We start from the raw sequence: 16,658 nt of genomic DNA on the forward strand, positions 1-16,658 counted from the left end.
GCGCCCAGCCGGATCAGAGACCGCGGACGAGGTTGCCGATCATCAGGGTCAGATAAGCGGTGATCGACAGCCAGAACTCCTGATGCGGCAGGTAGCGCGGCACGGGGATGAACCCGAGCTTGGTGATCAGCGCCAGCGTCGCCAGCACAAACGAGATCAGAAAGATCACGATCGTCGGGGGATTGAGCCTCATGCCGCGAACTCCCTTGGCTGCCGGCGTGCCTGTTTGCGCGGGGCGCGGCGGCTCCAGCGCGTGCGCCATAATAGGGGCCGCGACCGGCTGCGCAACGGGCAAGGAACGGCTCGGCTAAGAGAGGATGGGGCCTGAGATCATCCGGCCACAACGCGAAAAGGATTAGAGGGCTCGCGCCGTCTTGGCCGGACCCTGAACGGTGTTCGTGGGCACAATGAAGGTTACGGGCCGTGCGTCCGGCGCGTTGACGTCCCGGCATGTGACAGCAATCTGACGCACCGGCTCTTCGCCGGTGCCAGATGCTTTAACGATGCCGTTCGAGGGCTCGACATCGGTCACTGCAACGACCTTGAGCACCCGCTCGGTCTTGCCGGAGGAAATCGTGATGCGGTCGCCAACGCTCAGGCCACCTGCAACGGGGGCGGACCAGGCGGCTGGCTCAAGGGCAGCCCCCTGGGCCTCGTGCCGCTTGTTCAGGAGCCAATAGGCTTCGCTTCCGGAGACAAGAGCCTGATCGGCCCGAAGGGATGCGGTTTCCCCGGCAGCATTCGCCTTAAGGGCAGCCGCAAAGCGTTGGGTTACGACAGCCTCGGTATTGGCGGTCGAAATCCCGATCCCAGCCAACGCCAGTACAGCCAGAACAGCGCTCGCACGGGTGGCTGGCGTCAAGGCGAGAACGAAGCGGCGGAGAGTCATGATGAAAGCCCTTTGGCGAACTATCTCACGGTTATCCTGTAACGCTTATAGCGTGGTCTCGGTTCAGGGGCGAGCCCCAGGAGAGAAAAAGAGCCCCTTGGTTGAAAAAATCCCTACATTTTAGATAGTTGCCTAGAAGAACCCGGGCTCGGCACCGTGTCCTTGCGCCGCGGCGCGTAGGCGCGGCAGAGGTGGCGGAAGAAGGCCACATTGAACACAGCCATGGCAGCGAGGGCCCCCGCCAACAGCACGGCCGAGGCGTTGCGGTCGAGGCTCGAGGCGAGCGAGTTCGTGTCGGACGCGAATGCAATTCCGACGTGCCAGCCCATCAGCCCAACCATAATGCTGAAAACGGCGAGGCCGGCGACGAGATCGGGCAAGTGCCGACGAAAGTATGGAGAACCTTTAGTACGCTTCATGCAGTACGACCCTCCTTTCGAATGATTCGAGCCCAACGTGATCCGAGTGCGATGACAATCCCGCGCTGTGGCGGGGGTTTGCTCGGAATGTGGCAAAGACGAGCTATTCCATGAGAGAGGAAATTTAGTTTTGAACTTGTGCTTATCCCGACACGGGATTTGGGATGGCCAGGGTCGGGATCAAGGCATCGTCCTGTATACGGGGCTGTCGCACGCGCGGATGACCTAAGACTTTGGGCCAGTACGGCAGATATTGCACTTCGCACGTGCGAGGCGTAGCGTCCGCGCCGTTTGCAGCTAGGCCAGCCGGCGCGTGAGCAGCCGCGGCCGCCCGTTCAACCGAGAAACGAAAGATAGCCATATGGGCTTTTTTGCCGACAGCTTGAACCGTATCCAGCCCTCCGCGACCATTGCCGTCTCCATGAAGGCGCGCCAGCTGAAGGCGCAGGGCAGGGACATCATCTCGCTTTCGGCAGGCGAACCTGATTTCGATACGCCTGAGAACATCAAGCTGGCGGCGATCAAGGCGCTGAAAGACGGCAAGACCAAATACACTGACGTCGACGGTATTCCGGAGCTCAAGGCTGCCATCGTTGCGAAGTTCAAGCGCGACAATAATCTGGACTACACCCCGGCGCAGGTTTCGGTGGGAACGGGCGGTAAGCAGGTGCTCTATAACGCGCTGCTCGCGACCCTCAATCCTGGCGACGAGGTTGTCATCCCGGCTCCGTGCTGGGTGTCCTATGCCGACATCGTTCAACTCGGCGGCGGTAAACCGGTCTTCGCCGAGACGAAGCTCGAGGACGGCTATCGCCTCAAGGGCGAAGCGCTCGACCGCGCCATCACGCCACAAACCAAGTGGCTCATCCTCAATTCGCCGTCCAATCCGACAGGCGCCGCCTATTCGCGCGAAGACCTGAAGGCGCTGACCGACATTCTGATGCAGCCCAAGAACAAGCACGTTTGGGTTTTGACGGACGATATGTACGAGCACCTGCTCTACGACGGGTTGAAGTTCTTCACGCCGGCGCAGGTGGAGCCAGGTCTCTACGACCGCACGCTTACGATGAACGGGCTTTCGAAAGCCTATTGCATGACGGGCTGGCGTCTCGGTTACGCAGCGGGCCCCGAGCCTCTAATCAACGCCATGCGGAAGCTGCAGTCGCAGTCGACGTCCAATCCGACCTCCATCACGCAGTGGGCCGGTGTCGAGGCGCTCAACGGTCCGCAGGACTTTATCGCTCAGAACAACAAGGTGTTCGTCGAGCGGCGCGATCTCGTGGTCGGCATGCTCAACCAAGCGAAGGGCTTGATGTGCCCCAAGCCGGAAGGCGCGTTTTACGTCTATCCGAGCTGCGCAGGCGCAATCGGCAAAACCACGCCCAAGGGCGTTTCCATCAAGACGGACGAGGATTTTGTAACGGCGCTGCTTGAGGAGGAAGGGGTGGCGGTTGTGCACGGCGCGGCTTTCGAAGGCTCGCCCGCGTTTCGCATCTCCTATGCCACGTCCACGGCGGCGCTGACGGAGGCCTGCACGCGCATTCAGCGCTTCTGTGGAAAGCTGAGGTAGATCTTCACGCTAGTAAAGCGCGAGGCGGCCACCGGCGGCAACGATGCCGCCAAGCACAAGCGCTGCGGCGGCCACGAGGCAGACCATCGCGCGGAGACCGGGGCGGGCAGTGATGCCCGCCTCTTGTGCGTCCGCATAGGGCTCCGCCGGTTTCTTCCCCGTGATCATTGCTTGGATGAGCGGTTCCTTCTTCACCAGCGTGTAGAGAGCGTTGACGGTGACGTGGAGCGCCACGAGCGGCAGCAGAAGATAGTTGAACAGCTGGTCGTGAAGCCGGGCCGCGCGCGCATTCTGCTGCTCGCTGACCAGGCGATAGAGCGGGCCGCCGACGAGATCGTTGTCGTCAGTCGCAAACAGCCCGAAGCCGCTGATTGCAGCGACGGTGGCTATGAGCGCCAACACCATGAGTGCGCCAAGCGGATTGTGCCCGAGATAGCGAGCCGCGCGCCCGCTGCAGAGGGATTGGGCATAATGCATGATCGCCGAGGGCGTCGGCACGAAGCCAGAAAAGCGCGATGTCGAAGAGCCCCAGAGGCCCCAGAGTATTCGCCAGACGATCAAAACGAGGATGGCGAGGCCGTTTGCGCGGTGCCAGATCAGTGTCTCGTCTCCAATGTCCTCGGCGAACTCATAGCTCACCCAGGCGGAAACGATCAGGAACACAAGGGTCCAATGAAACAGCCGCGTGGGCAGGTCCCAAACGGGTACGCGTTGCGTGTCGGTCGCGTGCATCCGGGCAATACCGGCATCAGGATTTCGGTTTGCGGAACTTCTTGTGGCAGCCGCTGCAGTTTCCCATTACCTCTTTCCAGGCGTCAGGAAACGTCTCCTCGTCCGTGATTTTGGCCTCGGCGGCCTTCGCAGCCTCGCCGAGCTTCTTGAAACGGGATTCGAAGTCGGCCTTCTCCTCCCAAATGATGGGCAGGGCCTCGGTCTTCTCGCCCGTTTTCGAGTCGTCCGGGAAGAGCTTGGGAAGGATGACCGCTTGCTCCTGCATGATTTTCAGGGCGGCCTGAACCTTCTCGAGTTCGAAGTCGGCTTCGCCCTTGTACATGGCGCTCACCGGCTTTGCGGCGTCGCCCATCTTCTTGTAGTGGTCCTTCCGCTCTTTGATGACGGCCACGTTTTGTGCTGCGACGGCCGTCGCGCCGAGGGCGAATGCTGCAACGGCGATCAGTACCTGGCGCATGGCGATCTTCTCTCCCGTATCAGCGGACACAAGTTGTTTGGCTCGAAGGCTTGCATCGCGGCGAGAGGGTGTCAACCAAGCACGCAAACCGACGGTATCACTGAAAAGCTAAGGGCCGCATACGTGCGGCCCTTCTCAATTCAAAACTTGAAGGGGGATCTCAGCGGCTCGGCAGAAGAGCGCGCGGCGCATGCGCCCGGATCTCCGCCATAGATAGCATGTGCGCGACCCAGTGCTCGAAGCGCGCGAAGGGCAGGGACATCTTGCGTGCTGCACTGGCTGCAGAAGAATGTCCATTACGCAGAGCCACTTCCGGCTGGAGCAATGTCCACTCGGTCAAGTCCTCTTCGGTCGACGCCATGGCATAACCCGCAGCATCGGCCGCCTTCACCAGTGACTTATTGAGCGTCTCTCTACTCATTTGAGGCACATCCTTCTTTGAAGGTAAGCGTCACTCCGGGCCATTTGGTTCCGACAACCCGCCCGTGTTTTTTCTCGCCTAGCCTTTGCCTCTCCCGGGGGCGTTTATTGTTTTTCTGGTCGTCTGCTTGAGATGCGTAAGCCTTCAAGTTGACGATCCATGATGCGGTCAAGGGCGATTGTGTTCAAGTAATTTTTGGTAACATTTTTCACGGATTCGCCTAACGCACCTGCGAATGCTTGTTGCATCGCAATAGCTTGCCTCGGGATCGCATTGGGGTGGGTTCAAGACTCACTGCCTTCGAGTTTGGAGCGCAAAGATTAGTGCATGATTAAGTAGGAAGTCTCTTGCGTCTTTCTCGGAGCGGCGCGACGATCATTTCGTCGCGCTCCTTCGGTGAGGCGCGGGAGGTGTGCGACATGCGCATCCCTCTGCGCCTCATAGCGCTCAACCCGGAACCAGAATCCGGGAAGCGGGAAGGAGGACACCATGGGGCAATCCGACGGCCCGAGAGGCACCACACAGGGTGCCGGCTCAGGGCATGCATCCGGCCGCAGCACCCGCTGCATCGCACTTATCGGCCCATTTCTTTCCGGCAAAACCACCCTTCTCGAATCCATTCTCGCCCGCACCGGCGGCCTTGTCCGGCCCGGCTCGGTAGCTGAAAAATCCACCGTTGGTGACGCTTCCCCCGAAGCCCGCTCCCATGAAATGAGCGTCGAGCTCAATGTGGCGGATGCCACTTTTCTCGGCGATACGTTCACATTCATCGATTGTCCCGGCTCGATCGAATTTCAGTACGAGGGGGCGCAAGCTCTGACGGCATGCGACGCAGCGGTCGTGGTCTCCGAGCCAGATCCGAAACGGGTTCCCGCGCTTCAGGTCATCCTCAAGCAACTCGAGGACCGTGGAATTCCCCACCTTCTCTTCCTGAACAAGATCGAAACCTGTCACACGCCGATCCGAGAGATCCTTCCGGCTCTTCAGCCGGCGTCCTCGAAGCCTCTCGTGCTGCGGCAAATCCCGATCTGGGAGAACGGTGTCGCGACGGGTTTCATCGACCTCGCCTTGGAACGGGCATTTCTGTTCCGCAAGAACGCGCCCTCGGAGATGATCGAGCTGAAGGCGAGCGATATCGAGCGGGAAAAGGAAGCGCGCTTCCATATGCTCGAGCAGCTTGCCGACTATGACGATGCATTGATGGAAACGCTTTTGTCCGATGCGACGCCGGAGTCGGGTATGGTGTTCGCCGACCTTTCGCGAGAGTTCGAGGACGGGCTCATCTGCCCCGTGCTGCTTGGAAGCGCGGAGAATGGCAACGGCATCCTGCGTCTGCTCAAGGCGCTTCGTCATGAGGTTCCGTTCGTCAACGCGACCGCAAAGCGGCTCAAAGTCGAGAATGCGAAGAGCGCGGCGTATGTCCTGAAGACGCTGTACACCGGGCATGGCGGAAAGCTCTCGATCGCTCGCATTCTGACAGGGGAGGTTGCCGACGGAGCGAGCATGACCGGCGGGGATGCCGTCGAGGAGCGCGCGGCCGGGGTGTTCTCGCTTCGCGGCGAGGAAACCCAAAAGCGCGGGGCTGCCCGGGCGGGCGATACCGTTGCGCTGGGCCGGCTCGATCACGTCCGCACGGGCGATACGATCACGACTGAGAAGGCCGGTATCGTGCAAATCGCAAAACCCGCCGTTCCATCACCAGTCCTGGCATCCGGTATTGGCCTCAAGGACCGCAAGGACGAGGTCAAGCTGTCCTCCGCGCTCGGTAAGCTGATCGAGGAAGATCCATCGCTAATTCTGGAACACAACGCCGAGACGCATCAAGTCCTGCTGAAGGGCCAAGGCGAAATGCACTTGCGGGTCACCTTTGAGCGGCTGCAGCGCAAGTACGGCGTCGTGGTCGAGCGGCAGAAGCGGCACATCCCCTATAAAGAGACGATCCGCAAATCGACGGAGATCCGTGGCCGCCACAAAAAGCAGTCGGGCGGGCATGGCCAGTTCGGAGATGTGGTGATTTCGATCGCGCCACGGCCGCGTGGCGCAGGCTTCACGTTCAACGATACGATCACGGGTGGCGTGGTGCCGAAGCAGTTCATCCCGTCAGTCGAAATCGGCGTTTCCGATTACATGAAGCATGGTCCGCTCGGCTTCCCGGTGGTCGACATCGCCGTGACCTTGACGGACGGGTCCTTCCACACGGTCGACAGCTCCGACATGGCCTTCCGGCAAGCCGGCAGGCTGGCGATGAGTGAAGGTATGCCGAAATGTCAGCCGGTGCTTCTGGAGCCGGTCATGGAGGTCGATATCGCTGTTCCCTCGGAGGCAACGGCACGGATCAACGGCCTGATCCCACAACGGCGCGGGCAAATCCTGGGCTTCGACAGCCGGGATGGTTGGCCGGGATGGGACGTCGTTTCGGCCCATATTCCGGAAGCGGAGATCGAAGACCTGATCGTCGAATTACGCTCGGCGACTTCGGGAGTTGGAACCTACACGGCGAAGTTCCATCATCTCGCCGAATTGACGGGGCGCCTGGCGGATCAGGTGCTCGTAAGTCATGGCGAGGCTGCGGAGTGAGCTGAGGGCATTTTGCTCACTCGCAACGGAGGCGGGCCGCCGCGGCCCGCCTTTCCATTTGGGACTTATTTCTCGGAGTGTGGGGTAAAGGTCATAGCGACCCCATTCATGCAGTACCGCTTGCCGGTGGGCGGCGGGCCGTCATCGAAGACGTGGCCGAGATGCCCGCCGCAGCGGCTGCAATGGACCTCGGTGCGGGGGGAAGCGAGCTTGTGGTCCGTCGAAAAACCGACCGCTTTCTCGAACGGTGTGTAGAAGCTCGGCCAGCCGGTGCCGGAATCGTATTTCGTTTCAGATGAAAAGAGGGGCTGTCCGCAACCGGCGCAGCGGTATTCACCTGCGGCGTATATCTTGTCGAACGGACTTGAGCCGGGGCGCTCGGTGCCGTGACCCCGCAGGGTGTCGTACTGAGCTGGTGTTAGCTCGGCCTTCCATTCGGCCTCGGGCTTCGACACCGGGAATTGCTCGGCTGCAGTTGCCGGGCTCCGGCGCAGACCGGTCGCTGCGAGCGCCACTCCCAGGCCTGAGAGTGTCAGGTTCCTTCTACTCAACATTTCGTGCTCGCGCTTCCTGCCTGCGGCGGGCGTCTGTCGCGCCCGCTTCTCAGTCTTCTTATACCGCCGGAGATCGAGTTTGTTTCAATCTGTCGTGGCCCGGAAGGGAATCCGCCTCGCAATCGTGATCTCTTCCGGCGTGAGATCGCAGGCATACGCGATCGCCTCGACGCCAGCGCACCGCGCGGCTTTGAAGGCCTCGGCGTAACGGGGATCGATGTCGGCAGCGAAGGCGAACTCCTGCGCATCAGCCCGCTGGATGAGATAGAGCATCACGGCGCGATGGCCTGCAGCCACCATGGCCGAGAGTTCGACGAGATGCTTAACGCCGCGCTCGGTGACGGAATCCGGAAACTCGGCGAGTCCGCCTGTGCGGGAGAGGTGCACGTTCTTGATCTCGACGTAGGCCAGCCCCTTGGCCGGATCCTCAAGAAGGATATCGATGCGGCTTGAGAGCCCGTACTTCACCTCGCGGCGGAGGCTCGCGTAACCGGCGAGTTCTGGAATCTCGCCGTTGGCAATGGCCTCTGAGACGAGACGGTTCGGGTGGTTGGTGTTGATGCCGACAAGCTGCGGACCCTGTCCGAGGTCGGCTTCTACCATCTCCCAGGTATGGGGGTATTTGCGGGTCGGGCTGTCGCTTGCGGACAGCCACACCGTGGCGCCTGGCGTCGCCAGCCCCATCATGGAACCTGTGTTGGGGCAGGTGGCGGTAACCATCTCGCCACTGTCGAGGGCGACGTCGGCAAGGAAGCGCTTGTAGCGCTTCACGAGGCGGCCGCGGATGAGGGGGATCGGGAATTTCATGGCCGGGGAGCATTAGGGGGCCGAGGCGTGCTCTGCAACGGCAAACTCGGCCCGCGGCGGTGCTATAAAGGGTGTGCGGACATCAGGGAGCGATGCGTGAGCGGGACTGAGATCATCACGGCGGCCGTGCTCGTCATTGGCGACGAGATCCTATCCGGCCGGACGAAGGACCAGAATATCGGCACCATAGCCGAGCACCTGACCTCCATCGGCATCGCACTCAAGGAAGTGCGTGTCGTCGGAGACGATGCGCCCGAGATCATCGCAGCGGTGAATGCCCTCCGTGCCCGGTACGCCTACGTGTTTACCACTGGCGGGATCGGGCCGACCCACGACGACATCACGGCGGACAGCGTGGGTGCGGCCTTCGGCGTAACCGTGGACATCGACCCCCGGGCGGTGGCGATGATGGAGCCGGTCTATGCGGCCCGCGGCATCACGCTCAACGCGGCGCGGCTGCGGATGGCGCGGATTCCAGCGGGCGCTGAGCTCATCACGAACACAGTTTCGGCGCCTCCCGGATTCAAAATTGACAATGTGTTTGTGCTCGCGGGCGTCCCAGACATCATGAAGTCGATGCTTCTGGCTGCGACAGAACGGCTCAGGACGGGCCCGAAAGTGAACGCTGTTTCGATTGTACTCCACCGCGCCGAAGGAGACATCGCGGAGCTGTTCGCAGCGCATCAGGCCGCTTACCCGGACGTGACCATGGGCAGCTATCCTTCTTTTGCGGGGGGAAGTTACCTGACCGAGCTTGTTCTGCGCAGCTCGGATTCGATCCGTCTTGAGGAGGCGCGAGCCGGGCTCGTTAGGCAGCTTACTGAGCAACGTCTTCTTTAGAATCGTTCTTCACTGAGCGGTCTAACATACCCCTCCGTGCGGCATCGTCGCCGTTTCCTTGCCATCGTTGCAGCTGCTCTTTTCCGCCCGCCGAGAGTTAACGGCGCGGGGACGCCGCCTCTTGGTCAATCCCAAAGTAGAAACAGATATGGAGCTGATCGATGAAAAGCCCTTCGAGCAGGCGTGCGGCTTCGGGTGCTTATAAGATCGGACGGGTGGCCCTATCCTCACTTGTTCCAACACTCGGTGCCCTGCTTCTCTCGACCGGACTTTCCGGGGATCGCGCGGAGGCCAAGACACCAGGCAAGACGTATTGCTTCTACAGCAAGTGTCATCGCGTGAAGACAATCAAGGAGACGGAGGCGCTCGTCGGCTCCGAGGAGACCTTAATGGCCTCCCACTACGACTCCTGCAAACGCGACCGCTACAATCCGTGTGGCCTGACTTCGTCAGGTGCACCCTTCGACTCCGAAGCGCCTGACAACGCGGCGAGCCCGATCTATCCGGACGGGACGGCGCTGCTGGTTTGGTCGCCAGCGACAAAGGTGTCGCTCGTGCTTCGGGTCAACAACGCGGGGCCCTATTGGGGTGACCGTAGACTCGACGTTTCGCGGAAGGCTGCCGAAAAGCTCGGCTTTGCCGGCCAAGGCGTCGCGAAGCTCAAGGTGCGCGTGATCGATGCGCCGAGCCTTGAGGAAGCCACCTACAAGAAAAACCGGTCCTATGATCCGGTGCCGGGCTACATCGGCGAGTTCGCCAGCCTGGACGAAGCACAGGCGGGAGCTGAGCGGGCCTACATGGTTGCTGGCCTTCCGTCGCCGTTCCCTGCCGTCCTCGGCGGCGGCAATCCGACTGTGGTTGCTGGTTCCTTAGGAACGCAGAGTGGCGCGGCAATGATCGTACCGACGGTTCTCGCTGCGGCGGAGCCCTCAGAGTCGTCGACGGCGGTCGCGGCTCAGCCAGCCCTGCAACCGATCAAGGTTGCGGCGCTTGTCTCGACTGTCGCGGTTCAGGATGTTCCCGCGACGGAGCCTCAGGCGGTTCGCCAGATCGAGAAGAAGGCTGCGTCGAAGCCTGCGGCGAAATCCAGGAGCCATGCCGAGCGTACGGCTCCGCGCAACTCGCGTTCCTATCGCGTGGCCGCGGCCAAGCAGAAGCAGCGGCTGGCCGCTCGCGGAAAGCCCGTGATGACGGCGTCGGCGCGCGAATCCGGTAAGCGGTTCGTCACCCAGGATGGGACGAACGACATGTCGGTCTTCACGCGGCATCCGCACGCGGGCATGGAGCGCCTTGCGCCTCAAGAGTCTGCCCGTCGTCGCTATTACTCCTCGGCGACACGCTTCGCGGCACGTGACCGCCGCGACGGCTGATGAAGCCCACTGCGAACCCGGGTCTTTCGGCTCGGTTCGCCGTGATTTGACACGGCAATAAGCAAGGGCGCCCGATCCCGTGGATCGGACGCCCTTCTTTGTCTCGGCAATCCGTTATTGGATCGCAGTGCCCGTGGTCGTCGGCGTGTTTTCGGCGCGCGCGCTGCGGCGCGGCTCCTCGTAAAGCTCGTAGTGCGTTTCGAGCGTGTCGAGGAACATCGCGACAAGATCGAGCAGCGGTCCGAGCTGCATGCGCCCGGCGACGAGGAATTGCTCGTTGATGGGAAGATTGGCGGCCTCGAGTGGAGCTGCCGCGTCTTCGGCAATGAAGCCACGCGAGCGCAGGAAGGCGGTGACGCCATCGCCCGCATCGAACGCACGCGACGTCTCATCCGTGAACTCGCTCGACGCGCCGGCAACGACATCGGTGCCGCTCGCGTAGAGGCGTGCGATCAGCTTGAAGCGGCTGTCGAGCTTCGCCAGCTCCTGTGCGCTCTCGCGTGATTTCAGCACGCGTGCGATCAGCACCATTTCCAACGTGCGCACAGCTTCGATCGCTTCGCGCTCTTCGCGGCGCGCACCGTTCAGGCTTTCAGAGCGCGAGTCACCAGCGTTCCAGCGCAGCGTTGATTTCAGAAGATCTTCACCAGCGGCGAGAGACGTGTCGAGGTGGTCGGCCAACAAGTAGACGACGGCAGGGGCCGTGAGGCCGGCAGACGGCATGAATAACTCCGTATCGCTTTCGTGAGGCCGGCAAGAACGTGCCCAGTGGAGTGACGCGACACAGGAGGCAGGCGGGGTCTTGGTAGGCGTCTCGGTAGTTGAATTCGACGGCTTGAGTTTCTTAGCCCGACACTGAACCGATTCGGGCGGCTAGAGATGTGGCTTCGGCAGCATCGACAAGATCGTCACCAGAGCGTGGCTTCTATCCTTGACGCTACTCGCGAGGTACTGACCGAGCGTGGAGCTTTCCGCTGCGCGCCACCGCGCCTCATGCGAGGGATGGCGTGCGATGGCGACGAGGCTTGCCAGGAGGGCCGCGTCCGAGAACGGGCGGCCGATGGCGAGACGCTTGCGGATCTGCGGTACAAGCCTTGTGAGACGTTCGACGTTCACCGGTGCCTCGTGTTCGAGGTCGCCGCTGTGCGGGGTGCATCGTCCACTCTTGAGGTTGCCGGATCTAATCCGCGCGAGCCTTGGAATGTAGCTGCCCATTGTCGCCTCGTTGCTTGCTGCTTCTCCTCGGTCGTCTCCTCGACACTGTGACGGATTGAACTCTATGCTCGGGTGTGCGCCAAGCCAGTCATCGCCGCGAGAACGACGACGCCTGTGTGCACAAACGCAACTTGATTGGTGGACTGACTGTGGACGTATCGGTTGCAGAGGTGGACTTGTTCACCTCGTGCCTCCGTGCGCGCGTCCTTGGCCATATTGCGCTTTTTGCTCGTGTTGTCTGTTGCGCGGGCACCCGATCCACAGATGTGGACCGCAAGGGCTGTGAATTGCGTGGGGAAGTACGGTGGTGTGGGAATATACATCTCAACCACGTGTGCCGCGCGGAGCTGTTGCTATCGCAGCAGGTCGGCGAGCAGGCTGAGCGGATCTCGAGACGAAGGGGCGGCGCGCTGCACTGCCAGTTCGGCATCGTCTCGCGACGGGTAGGTGCCGACGGGATCGGCTTCGCCTGACGACAACGCTTCGAGTGCTGCGAAAGAACCGGCGACGAGGCCTGCTCCGGCGGTTGCGATTTTGGCGACGCACCAGCGGCCGTCGGGGAGTTCAAGCAGTTCGAACGGATGAGCGTGCATTCTGGAGCCTTTCGAAAAGTCCCGATATCCGTTCCGCTCCCGTCGATTTTGTTCTTATTGATAGTGAAAGGGCGGGACCTTGCGGACCCGCCCTTCATTCGTCACGAGCAACCGCTCGTCGATCCGCAGGTGTCGCACTTCAAGCAGGTGCCGTTTCGCACCATGGTGAAGTTCTGGCACTCGGAGCACGAGACGCCCTCGTAGCCGCGCAATCTCGCTTCCGCTACGCGATCGCTGGACGACCGCTTGGCGACGACCTGTGTCTCTGAAACCGTCGTGCGGCGGAACATCACCTCGGTGTCGGTCTTGAGCGCGGTGGCGCCGTCGCTCGTGTAGAGAGCGGTTACGTCTTCCGCGATTGGATAGGACGTCATGTCCCTCTGCAGCGAGGAGAGCGCTGTATCGTGGTCGTGATGGTGACCACGGCCACCGCCGGACGAGGCGAGGCGGAGGTTGCCGCGCATGAAGCCCTTCGACACGACCTTGGTCACGCGCTCGGGCAAGTCGAGGTCGAGCTGCTCGTCAGTCTCCTCGTCGGAGGAGCCAAGGCCGGTCTCACCCACGATCTCGCGCGGATCAACGTGCGCGAGGTCATTGCGGCCGAGATAGGACACGGCAAGCTCACGGAAGATGTAGTCGAGGATCGAGGTGGCGTTCTTGATGGTCTCGTTGCCCTGCACGAGGCCGGCCGGCTCGAAGCGGGTGAAGGTGAAGGCCTCCACGTACTCTTCCAGCGGCACGCCGTATTGCAGGCCGAGCGAGATGGCGATGGCGAAATTGTTCATCAACGAGCGGAAGGCGGCGCCTTCCTTATGCATGTCGATGAAGATCTCGCCGAGCTCGCCGTCGTCGTACTCGCCCGTGCGTAGATAGACCTTGTGGCCGCCGACGGACGCCTTCTGCGTATAGCCCTTGCGACGGCCCGGCATCTTCGCGCGCTCGCGGATGTTGCCTTGCTCGGACGCATGCTTGAGCTGGGCTTCGAGTTCGGTGACGCGTTTTGCGAGCTTTTCGGCAGCAGCGAGGATGCGCTGCACCTGCGGCTTGTCGGCGGTCAGCTGCTCGGTGGCCTCGTCTTGCTCGTCGACGTCGTCGCCGAGCACTTGCGCGTTCAGCGGCTGCGAGAGCTTGGAGCCATCGCGATAGAGCGCGTTGGCCTTGAGTGCAAGACGCCAGGAAAGTTTGTAGCTCTCCTTGCAGTCCTCGACGGTCGCCTCGTTCGGCATATTGATGGTCTTCGAGATCGCACCGGAGATGAAGGGCTGCGATGCGGCCATCATGTAGATGTGGCTGTCGACCGACAGGTAGCGCTTGCCCTTGCGGCCGCAGGGGCTCGCGCAGTCGAACACCGGCAGGTGCTCGGCCTTCACGTGCGGGGCGCCTTCGAGCGTCATCGCACCGCAGACGTGCTCGTTGGCGGCCTCGATGTCCTTCTTCGAGAAGCCGAGGTGGCTCAAGAGATCAAAGGTAGGCTCTTCGAGCTTCGCAGCCGGGATCTTCAGCGAGCCGGTCAGGAACTCGTCGCCGAGCGTCCAGCGGTTGAAGACGAACTTGATGTCGAACGCCGTACCGAGGCTGGCTTCCACCTTCTCGATGATCTCCGGCGTAAAGCCGCGCGCCATCAGTGAGGCGTGGTTGATGTGCGGAGCCTGAGCCAGCGAGCCGTGCCCCACGGCATAGGCCTCGATCTCGGCGATGTTGCTTTCGCGGTATCCAAGCGCGCGAAGGGCTTCAGGGACCGCGCGGTTGATGATCTTGAAGTAGCCGCCGCCGGCCAGCTTCTTGAACTTCACGAGCGCGAAGTCGGGCTCGATGCCGGTGGTGTCGCAGTCCATGACGAGACCAATGGTGCCGGTGGGCGCGACCACGGTGGACTGTGCGTTGCGATAGCCGTGCTTCTGGCCGAGGTCGATGGCCAGATCCCAGGCGGCCTGAGCGGCGCTGATCAGTCGTTCGTCGGGGCAGTTGGCGGCATCGAGCGGCACCGGCGTGACGGACAGGCGCTCATAACCGCTGGTCTGGCCATAGGCCGCGCGGCGGTGGTTGCGGATCACGCGCAGCATGTCGGCGCGATTGGGCTCGAAGCCTGGGAACGGTCCAAGCTCGCCTGCCATCTCCGCCGACGTGGCGTAGGAGATGCCGGTCATGAGCGCCGAAATGGCGCCGCAGATCGCGCGGCCCTCAGCCGAGTCGTACGGGATGCCGGACGCCATCAGCAGGCCGCCGATGTTGGCGAAGCCGAGGCCGAGCGTGCGGTAACGGTAGGAGAGCTCTGCGATCTGGCGCGACGGGAACTGTGCCATCAGCACCGAGATCTCGAGCACGATGGTCCAGAGACGGCAGGCGTGCTCGTAGGCTTCGGTGTCGAAGCTTTTGTCCGGGCGGCGGAAGGTGAGAAGGTTGAGAGACGCCAGGTTGCACGCCGTGTCGTCGAGGAACATGTATTCCGAGCACGGGTTGGACGCGCGGATCGGTCCCGACTTCGGGCAGGTGTGCCAGTCGTTGATGGTGGTGTGGAACTGGATGCCGGGGTCAGCGGAAGCCCAAGCCGCGTGGCCGATCTGCTCCCACAGGTCGCGGGCGCGCACGGTCTTCACGGTCTTGCCAGTCGTGCGCGAGGTCAGTGCCCACACGCCGTCGGTCTCGACTGCGTTCAGGAACTCATCCGTGACGCGGACCGAGTTGTTCGAGTTCTGGCCCGAGACGGTGAGATAGGCTTCGCTGTCCCAATCGGTGTTGTAGACGTCGAAGTCGATGTCCTTGTAGCCCTGGCGCGCGAACTGGACGACGCGATGGACGTAGTTCATCGGCACGTCGTCGCGGCGCGCTTCCTTGATGGCGCGCTTGAGCGCCGGATTTCTGGCGGGATCGAAGCAGGCGTCACCGTCGGCATCGCAGTTGGCGCAAGCCTTCATCACGGCCTTGAGGCGCTTCTGGCAGATCTTCGAGCCGGTGACGAGGGCGGCAACCTTCTGCTCCTCGCGCACCTTCCAGCCGATGTACTCCTCGATATCCGGATGATCGACGTCGACGACGACCATCTTGGCAGCGCGGCGCGTCGTGCCGCCGGATTTGATGGCGCCCGCTGCGCGGTCACCGATCTTGAGGAAGCTCATGAGGCCCGACGAGCGGCCGCCGCCCGACAGCTTCTCGTTGGCGCCGCGCAGGCTCGAGAAGTTGGAGCCGGTGCCGGAGCCGTACTTAAAGAGGCGCGCTTCGCGCACCCAGAGATCCATGATGCCGTTCTCGTTGACGAGATCGTCCTCGACCGACTGGATGAAGCAGGCGTGGGGTTGCGGGTGCTCGTACGACGAAGCCGAGACGGTCAGCTTGCCAGTCTCGTGATCGACGTAGAAATGGCCCTGGCTCGGGCCATCGATGCCGTAGGCCCAGTGCAGGCCGGTGTTGAACCACTGCGGAGAGTTCGGCGCGCCCATCTGCATGGCGAGCATGTAGCGGTGCTCATCGTAAAAGGCGCGGGCGTCGTCCTCGGTCGAGAAGTAGCCGCCCTTCCAGCCCCAGTACGTCCAGGTGCCAGCGAGGCGATCGAAGACCTGTCGGGCGTCCGTTTCGCCGCCCGTGCGCTCACCCTCGGGGAGCGCGGAGAGGGCGCGGTCGTCGGCGGCCGAGCGCCAGAGCCAGGAGGGAACCTGCGTCTCCTCGACCTTCTTCAGGCGGCGGGGCACGCCAGCCTTGCGGAAATACTTCTGCGCCAGGATGTCGGCTGCGACCTGGCTCCAGTCCTCGGGGACCTCGAAGCCTTCGAGGCGAAAAACCACCGAGCCGTCAGGGTTTTTGATCTCGGAGGTTGCGCGGCGGAACGTAATGCTCTCGTACGGAGACTTGCCAGCAGAAGTGAAGCGCCGCGTAATCTTCATAATTCCCTCGTGCAATTTCGATGTTCGGACGCGCGCCTGCCGCACGAGATACAAAGGAGCGGCGCGGATAGCATTCTGGACACACTTCACCCGTGGCCCGCCGCTAGCGCGGCGATCCAGGTCAGCCTTCGAAATCGGTGCTGACGCGAGTGAGCAACGACGTGGTGATTGGCTACTCGGAGAGCTCGCAGACCAAATCCCCCAAGCGGTCGGCGATGAGACTCAAGGTAGTCCGATTCGAGTCTGGGCGAAACAGTGGCAGCCTAGATTTTGTGGGTCGCAGCAGCAACTACGACTAGATCTAGTGGCTGTTGGCAAGCTGGGGATTGACAGTCA

Annotated in this window: 16 protein-coding genes; 4 read left to right on the plus strand and 12 right to left on the minus strand. The window is 62.2% G+C overall.

Features of this window, described 5'->3' with window-relative positions:
• Positions 1-13: 13 nt before the first annotated feature.
• The 3 genes from VHO05_RS15270 to VHO05_RS15280 form a co-directional block, all read right to left on the minus strand.
• Complete coding sequence (locus tag VHO05_RS15270; protein WP_329647437.1) at positions 14-193, minus strand: hypothetical protein; 180 nt, start codon at positions 191-193, stop codon at positions 14-16.
• Positions 194-355: 162 nt separating this feature from the next.
• Positions 356-889: a hypothetical protein gene (locus VHO05_RS15275; protein ID WP_329647438.1), complete on the minus strand. Its 534-nt coding sequence runs from the start codon at positions 887-889 to the stop codon at positions 356-358.
• Between the two features lie 113 nt (positions 890-1,002).
• Positions 1,003-1,308 carry a hypothetical protein gene (locus VHO05_RS15280; RefSeq protein WP_329647439.1) on the minus strand — a complete coding sequence of 102 codons (306 nt, stop codon included), beginning with the start codon at positions 1,306-1,308 and terminating at the stop codon, positions 1,003-1,005.
• Positions 1,309-1,669: 361 nt separating this feature from the next.
• On the opposite strand from VHO05_RS15280, the gene VHO05_RS15285 reads away from it, so the two are divergent.
• A complete protein-coding gene (locus tag VHO05_RS15285) occupies positions 1,670-2,878 on the plus strand; it encodes a pyridoxal phosphate-dependent aminotransferase (RefSeq protein ID WP_329647440.1) in 1,209 nt (402 codons plus the stop codon).
• A gap of 9 nt (positions 2,879-2,887) precedes the next feature.
• On the opposite strand, the gene VHO05_RS15290 is transcribed toward VHO05_RS15285, so the two are convergent.
• The 3 genes from VHO05_RS15290 to VHO05_RS15300 all read right to left on the minus strand — a co-directional run bounded on the left by VHO05_RS15290 (position 2,888) and on the right by VHO05_RS15300 (position 4,488).
• Entirely contained in the window at positions 2,888-3,610 is a 723-nt protein-coding gene (locus VHO05_RS15290) for a cytochrome b/b6 domain-containing protein (RefSeq protein WP_329647441.1), read from the minus strand.
• A 16-nt stretch (positions 3,611-3,626) separates the two neighbouring features.
• A complete protein-coding gene (locus VHO05_RS15295) occupies positions 3,627-4,067 on the minus strand; it encodes a cytochrome c (RefSeq protein WP_329647442.1) in 441 nt (146 codons plus the stop codon).
• A gap of 160 nt (positions 4,068-4,227) precedes the next feature.
• Positions 4,228-4,488: a hypothetical protein gene (locus tag VHO05_RS15300; RefSeq protein ID WP_329647443.1), complete on the minus strand. Its 261-nt coding sequence runs from the start codon at positions 4,486-4,488 to the stop codon at positions 4,228-4,230.
• 489 nt (positions 4,489-4,977) lie between these two features.
• Between VHO05_RS15300 and VHO05_RS15305 the strand changes: the two genes are divergently transcribed.
• Complete coding sequence (locus tag VHO05_RS15305) at positions 4,978-7,065, plus strand: elongation factor G (RefSeq protein ID WP_329647444.1); 2,088 nt, start codon at positions 4,978-4,980, stop codon at positions 7,063-7,065.
• A 65-nt stretch (positions 7,066-7,130) separates the two neighbouring features.
• Here VHO05_RS15305 and msrB read toward each other — a convergent pair whose 3' ends face one another.
• Positions 7,131-7,619, minus strand: a complete 489-nt coding sequence (gene msrB, locus VHO05_RS15310) for a peptide-methionine (R)-S-oxide reductase MsrB (RefSeq protein WP_329647445.1) — start codon at positions 7,617-7,619, stop codon at positions 7,131-7,133.
• 84 nt (positions 7,620-7,703) lie between these two features.
• Positions 7,704-8,426, minus strand: a complete 723-nt coding sequence (gene sfsA / locus VHO05_RS15315; protein ID WP_329647446.1) for a DNA/RNA nuclease SfsA — start codon at positions 8,424-8,426, stop codon at positions 7,704-7,706.
• 96 nt (positions 8,427-8,522) lie between these two features.
• Here sfsA and VHO05_RS15320 point away from each other — a divergent pair, with 96 nt between their 5' ends.
• The gene (locus tag VHO05_RS15320; RefSeq protein ID WP_329647447.1) at positions 8,523-9,266 is read left to right on the plus strand and encodes a competence/damage-inducible protein A; all 744 of its coding nucleotides are present in this window, start codon (positions 8,523-8,525) and stop codon (positions 9,264-9,266) included.
• Positions 9,267-9,427: 161 nt separating this feature from the next.
• Entirely contained in the window at positions 9,428-10,636 is a 1,209-nt protein-coding gene (locus tag VHO05_RS15325) for a septal ring lytic transglycosylase RlpA family protein (protein ID WP_329647448.1), read from the plus strand.
• A gap of 114 nt (positions 10,637-10,750) precedes the next feature.
• Here the strand turns inward: VHO05_RS15325 and VHO05_RS15330 are convergent, their stop codons facing one another.
• The 4 genes from VHO05_RS15330 to VHO05_RS15345 form a co-directional block, all read right to left on the minus strand.
• Positions 10,751-11,359, minus strand: a complete 609-nt coding sequence (locus VHO05_RS15330) for a hypothetical protein (protein WP_329647449.1) — start codon at positions 11,357-11,359, stop codon at positions 10,751-10,753.
• 150 nt (positions 11,360-11,509) lie between these two features.
• A complete protein-coding gene (locus VHO05_RS15335; protein ID WP_329647450.1) occupies positions 11,510-11,851 on the minus strand; it encodes a hypothetical protein in 342 nt (113 codons plus the stop codon).
• A gap of 353 nt (positions 11,852-12,204) precedes the next feature.
• Complete coding sequence (locus tag VHO05_RS15340) at positions 12,205-12,444, minus strand: hypothetical protein (protein WP_329647451.1); 240 nt, start codon at positions 12,442-12,444, stop codon at positions 12,205-12,207.
• A gap of 101 nt (positions 12,445-12,545) precedes the next feature.
• Positions 12,546-16,322 (minus strand): vitamin B12-dependent ribonucleotide reductase, encoded by a 3,777-nt coding sequence (locus tag VHO05_RS15345; protein ID WP_329647452.1) that lies wholly within the window; start codon positions 16,320-16,322, stop codon positions 12,546-12,548.
• Positions 16,323-16,658: the final 336 nt, after the last annotated feature.

The sequence above is a fragment of the Hyphomicrobium sp. genome, from assembly GCF_036262015.1.
GTDB lineage: Bacteria > Pseudomonadota > Alphaproteobacteria > Rhizobiales > Hyphomicrobiaceae > Hyphomicrobium_C.

Coding starts and splice junctions, on each gene's coding strand:
- VHO05_RS15300 (WP_329647443.1), bottom strand. CDS start 4,488: ATGAGTAGAGAGACGCTCAATAAGTCACTGGTGAAGGCGGCCGATGCT.
- sfsA (WP_329647446.1), bottom strand. CDS start 8,426: ATGAAATTCCCGATCCCCCTCATCCGCGGCCGCCTCGTGAAGCGCTAC.
- VHO05_RS15340 (WP_329647451.1), bottom strand. CDS start 12,444: ATGCACGCTCATCCGTTCGAACTGCTTGAACTCCCCGACGGCCGCTGG.
- VHO05_RS15280 (WP_329647439.1), bottom strand. CDS start 1,308: ATGAAGCGTACTAAAGGTTCTCCATACTTTCGTCGGCACTTGCCCGAT.
- VHO05_RS15275 (WP_329647438.1), bottom strand. CDS start 889: ATGACTCTCCGCCGCTTCGTTCTCGCCTTGACGCCAGCCACCCGTGCG.
- VHO05_RS15325 (WP_329647448.1), top strand. CDS start 9,428: ATGAAAAGCCCTTCGAGCAGGCGTGCGGCTTCGGGTGCTTATAAGATC.
- VHO05_RS15290 (WP_329647441.1), bottom strand. CDS start 3,610: ATGCACGCGACCGACACGCAACGCGTACCCGTTTGGGACCTGCCCACG.
- VHO05_RS15345 (WP_329647452.1), bottom strand. CDS start 16,322: ATGAAGATTACGCGGCGCTTCACTTCTGCTGGCAAGTCTCCGTACGAG.
- VHO05_RS15270 (WP_329647437.1), bottom strand. CDS start 193: ATGAGGCTCAATCCCCCGACGATCGTGATCTTTCTGATCTCGTTTGTG.
- VHO05_RS15285 (WP_329647440.1), top strand. CDS start 1,670: ATGGGCTTTTTTGCCGACAGCTTGAACCGTATCCAGCCCTCCGCGACC.
- VHO05_RS15330 (WP_329647449.1), bottom strand. CDS start 11,359: ATGCCGTCTGCCGGCCTCACGGCCCCTGCCGTCGTCTACTTGTTGGCC.
- msrB (WP_329647445.1), bottom strand. CDS start 7,619: ATGTTGAGTAGAAGGAACCTGACACTCTCAGGCCTGGGAGTGGCGCTC.
- VHO05_RS15295 (WP_329647442.1), bottom strand. CDS start 4,067: ATGCGCCAGGTACTGATCGCCGTTGCAGCATTCGCCCTCGGCGCGACG.
- VHO05_RS15335 (WP_329647450.1), bottom strand. CDS start 11,851: ATGGGCAGCTACATTCCAAGGCTCGCGCGGATTAGATCCGGCAACCTC.
- VHO05_RS15305 (WP_329647444.1), top strand. CDS start 4,978: ATGGGGCAATCCGACGGCCCGAGAGGCACCACACAGGGTGCCGGCTCA.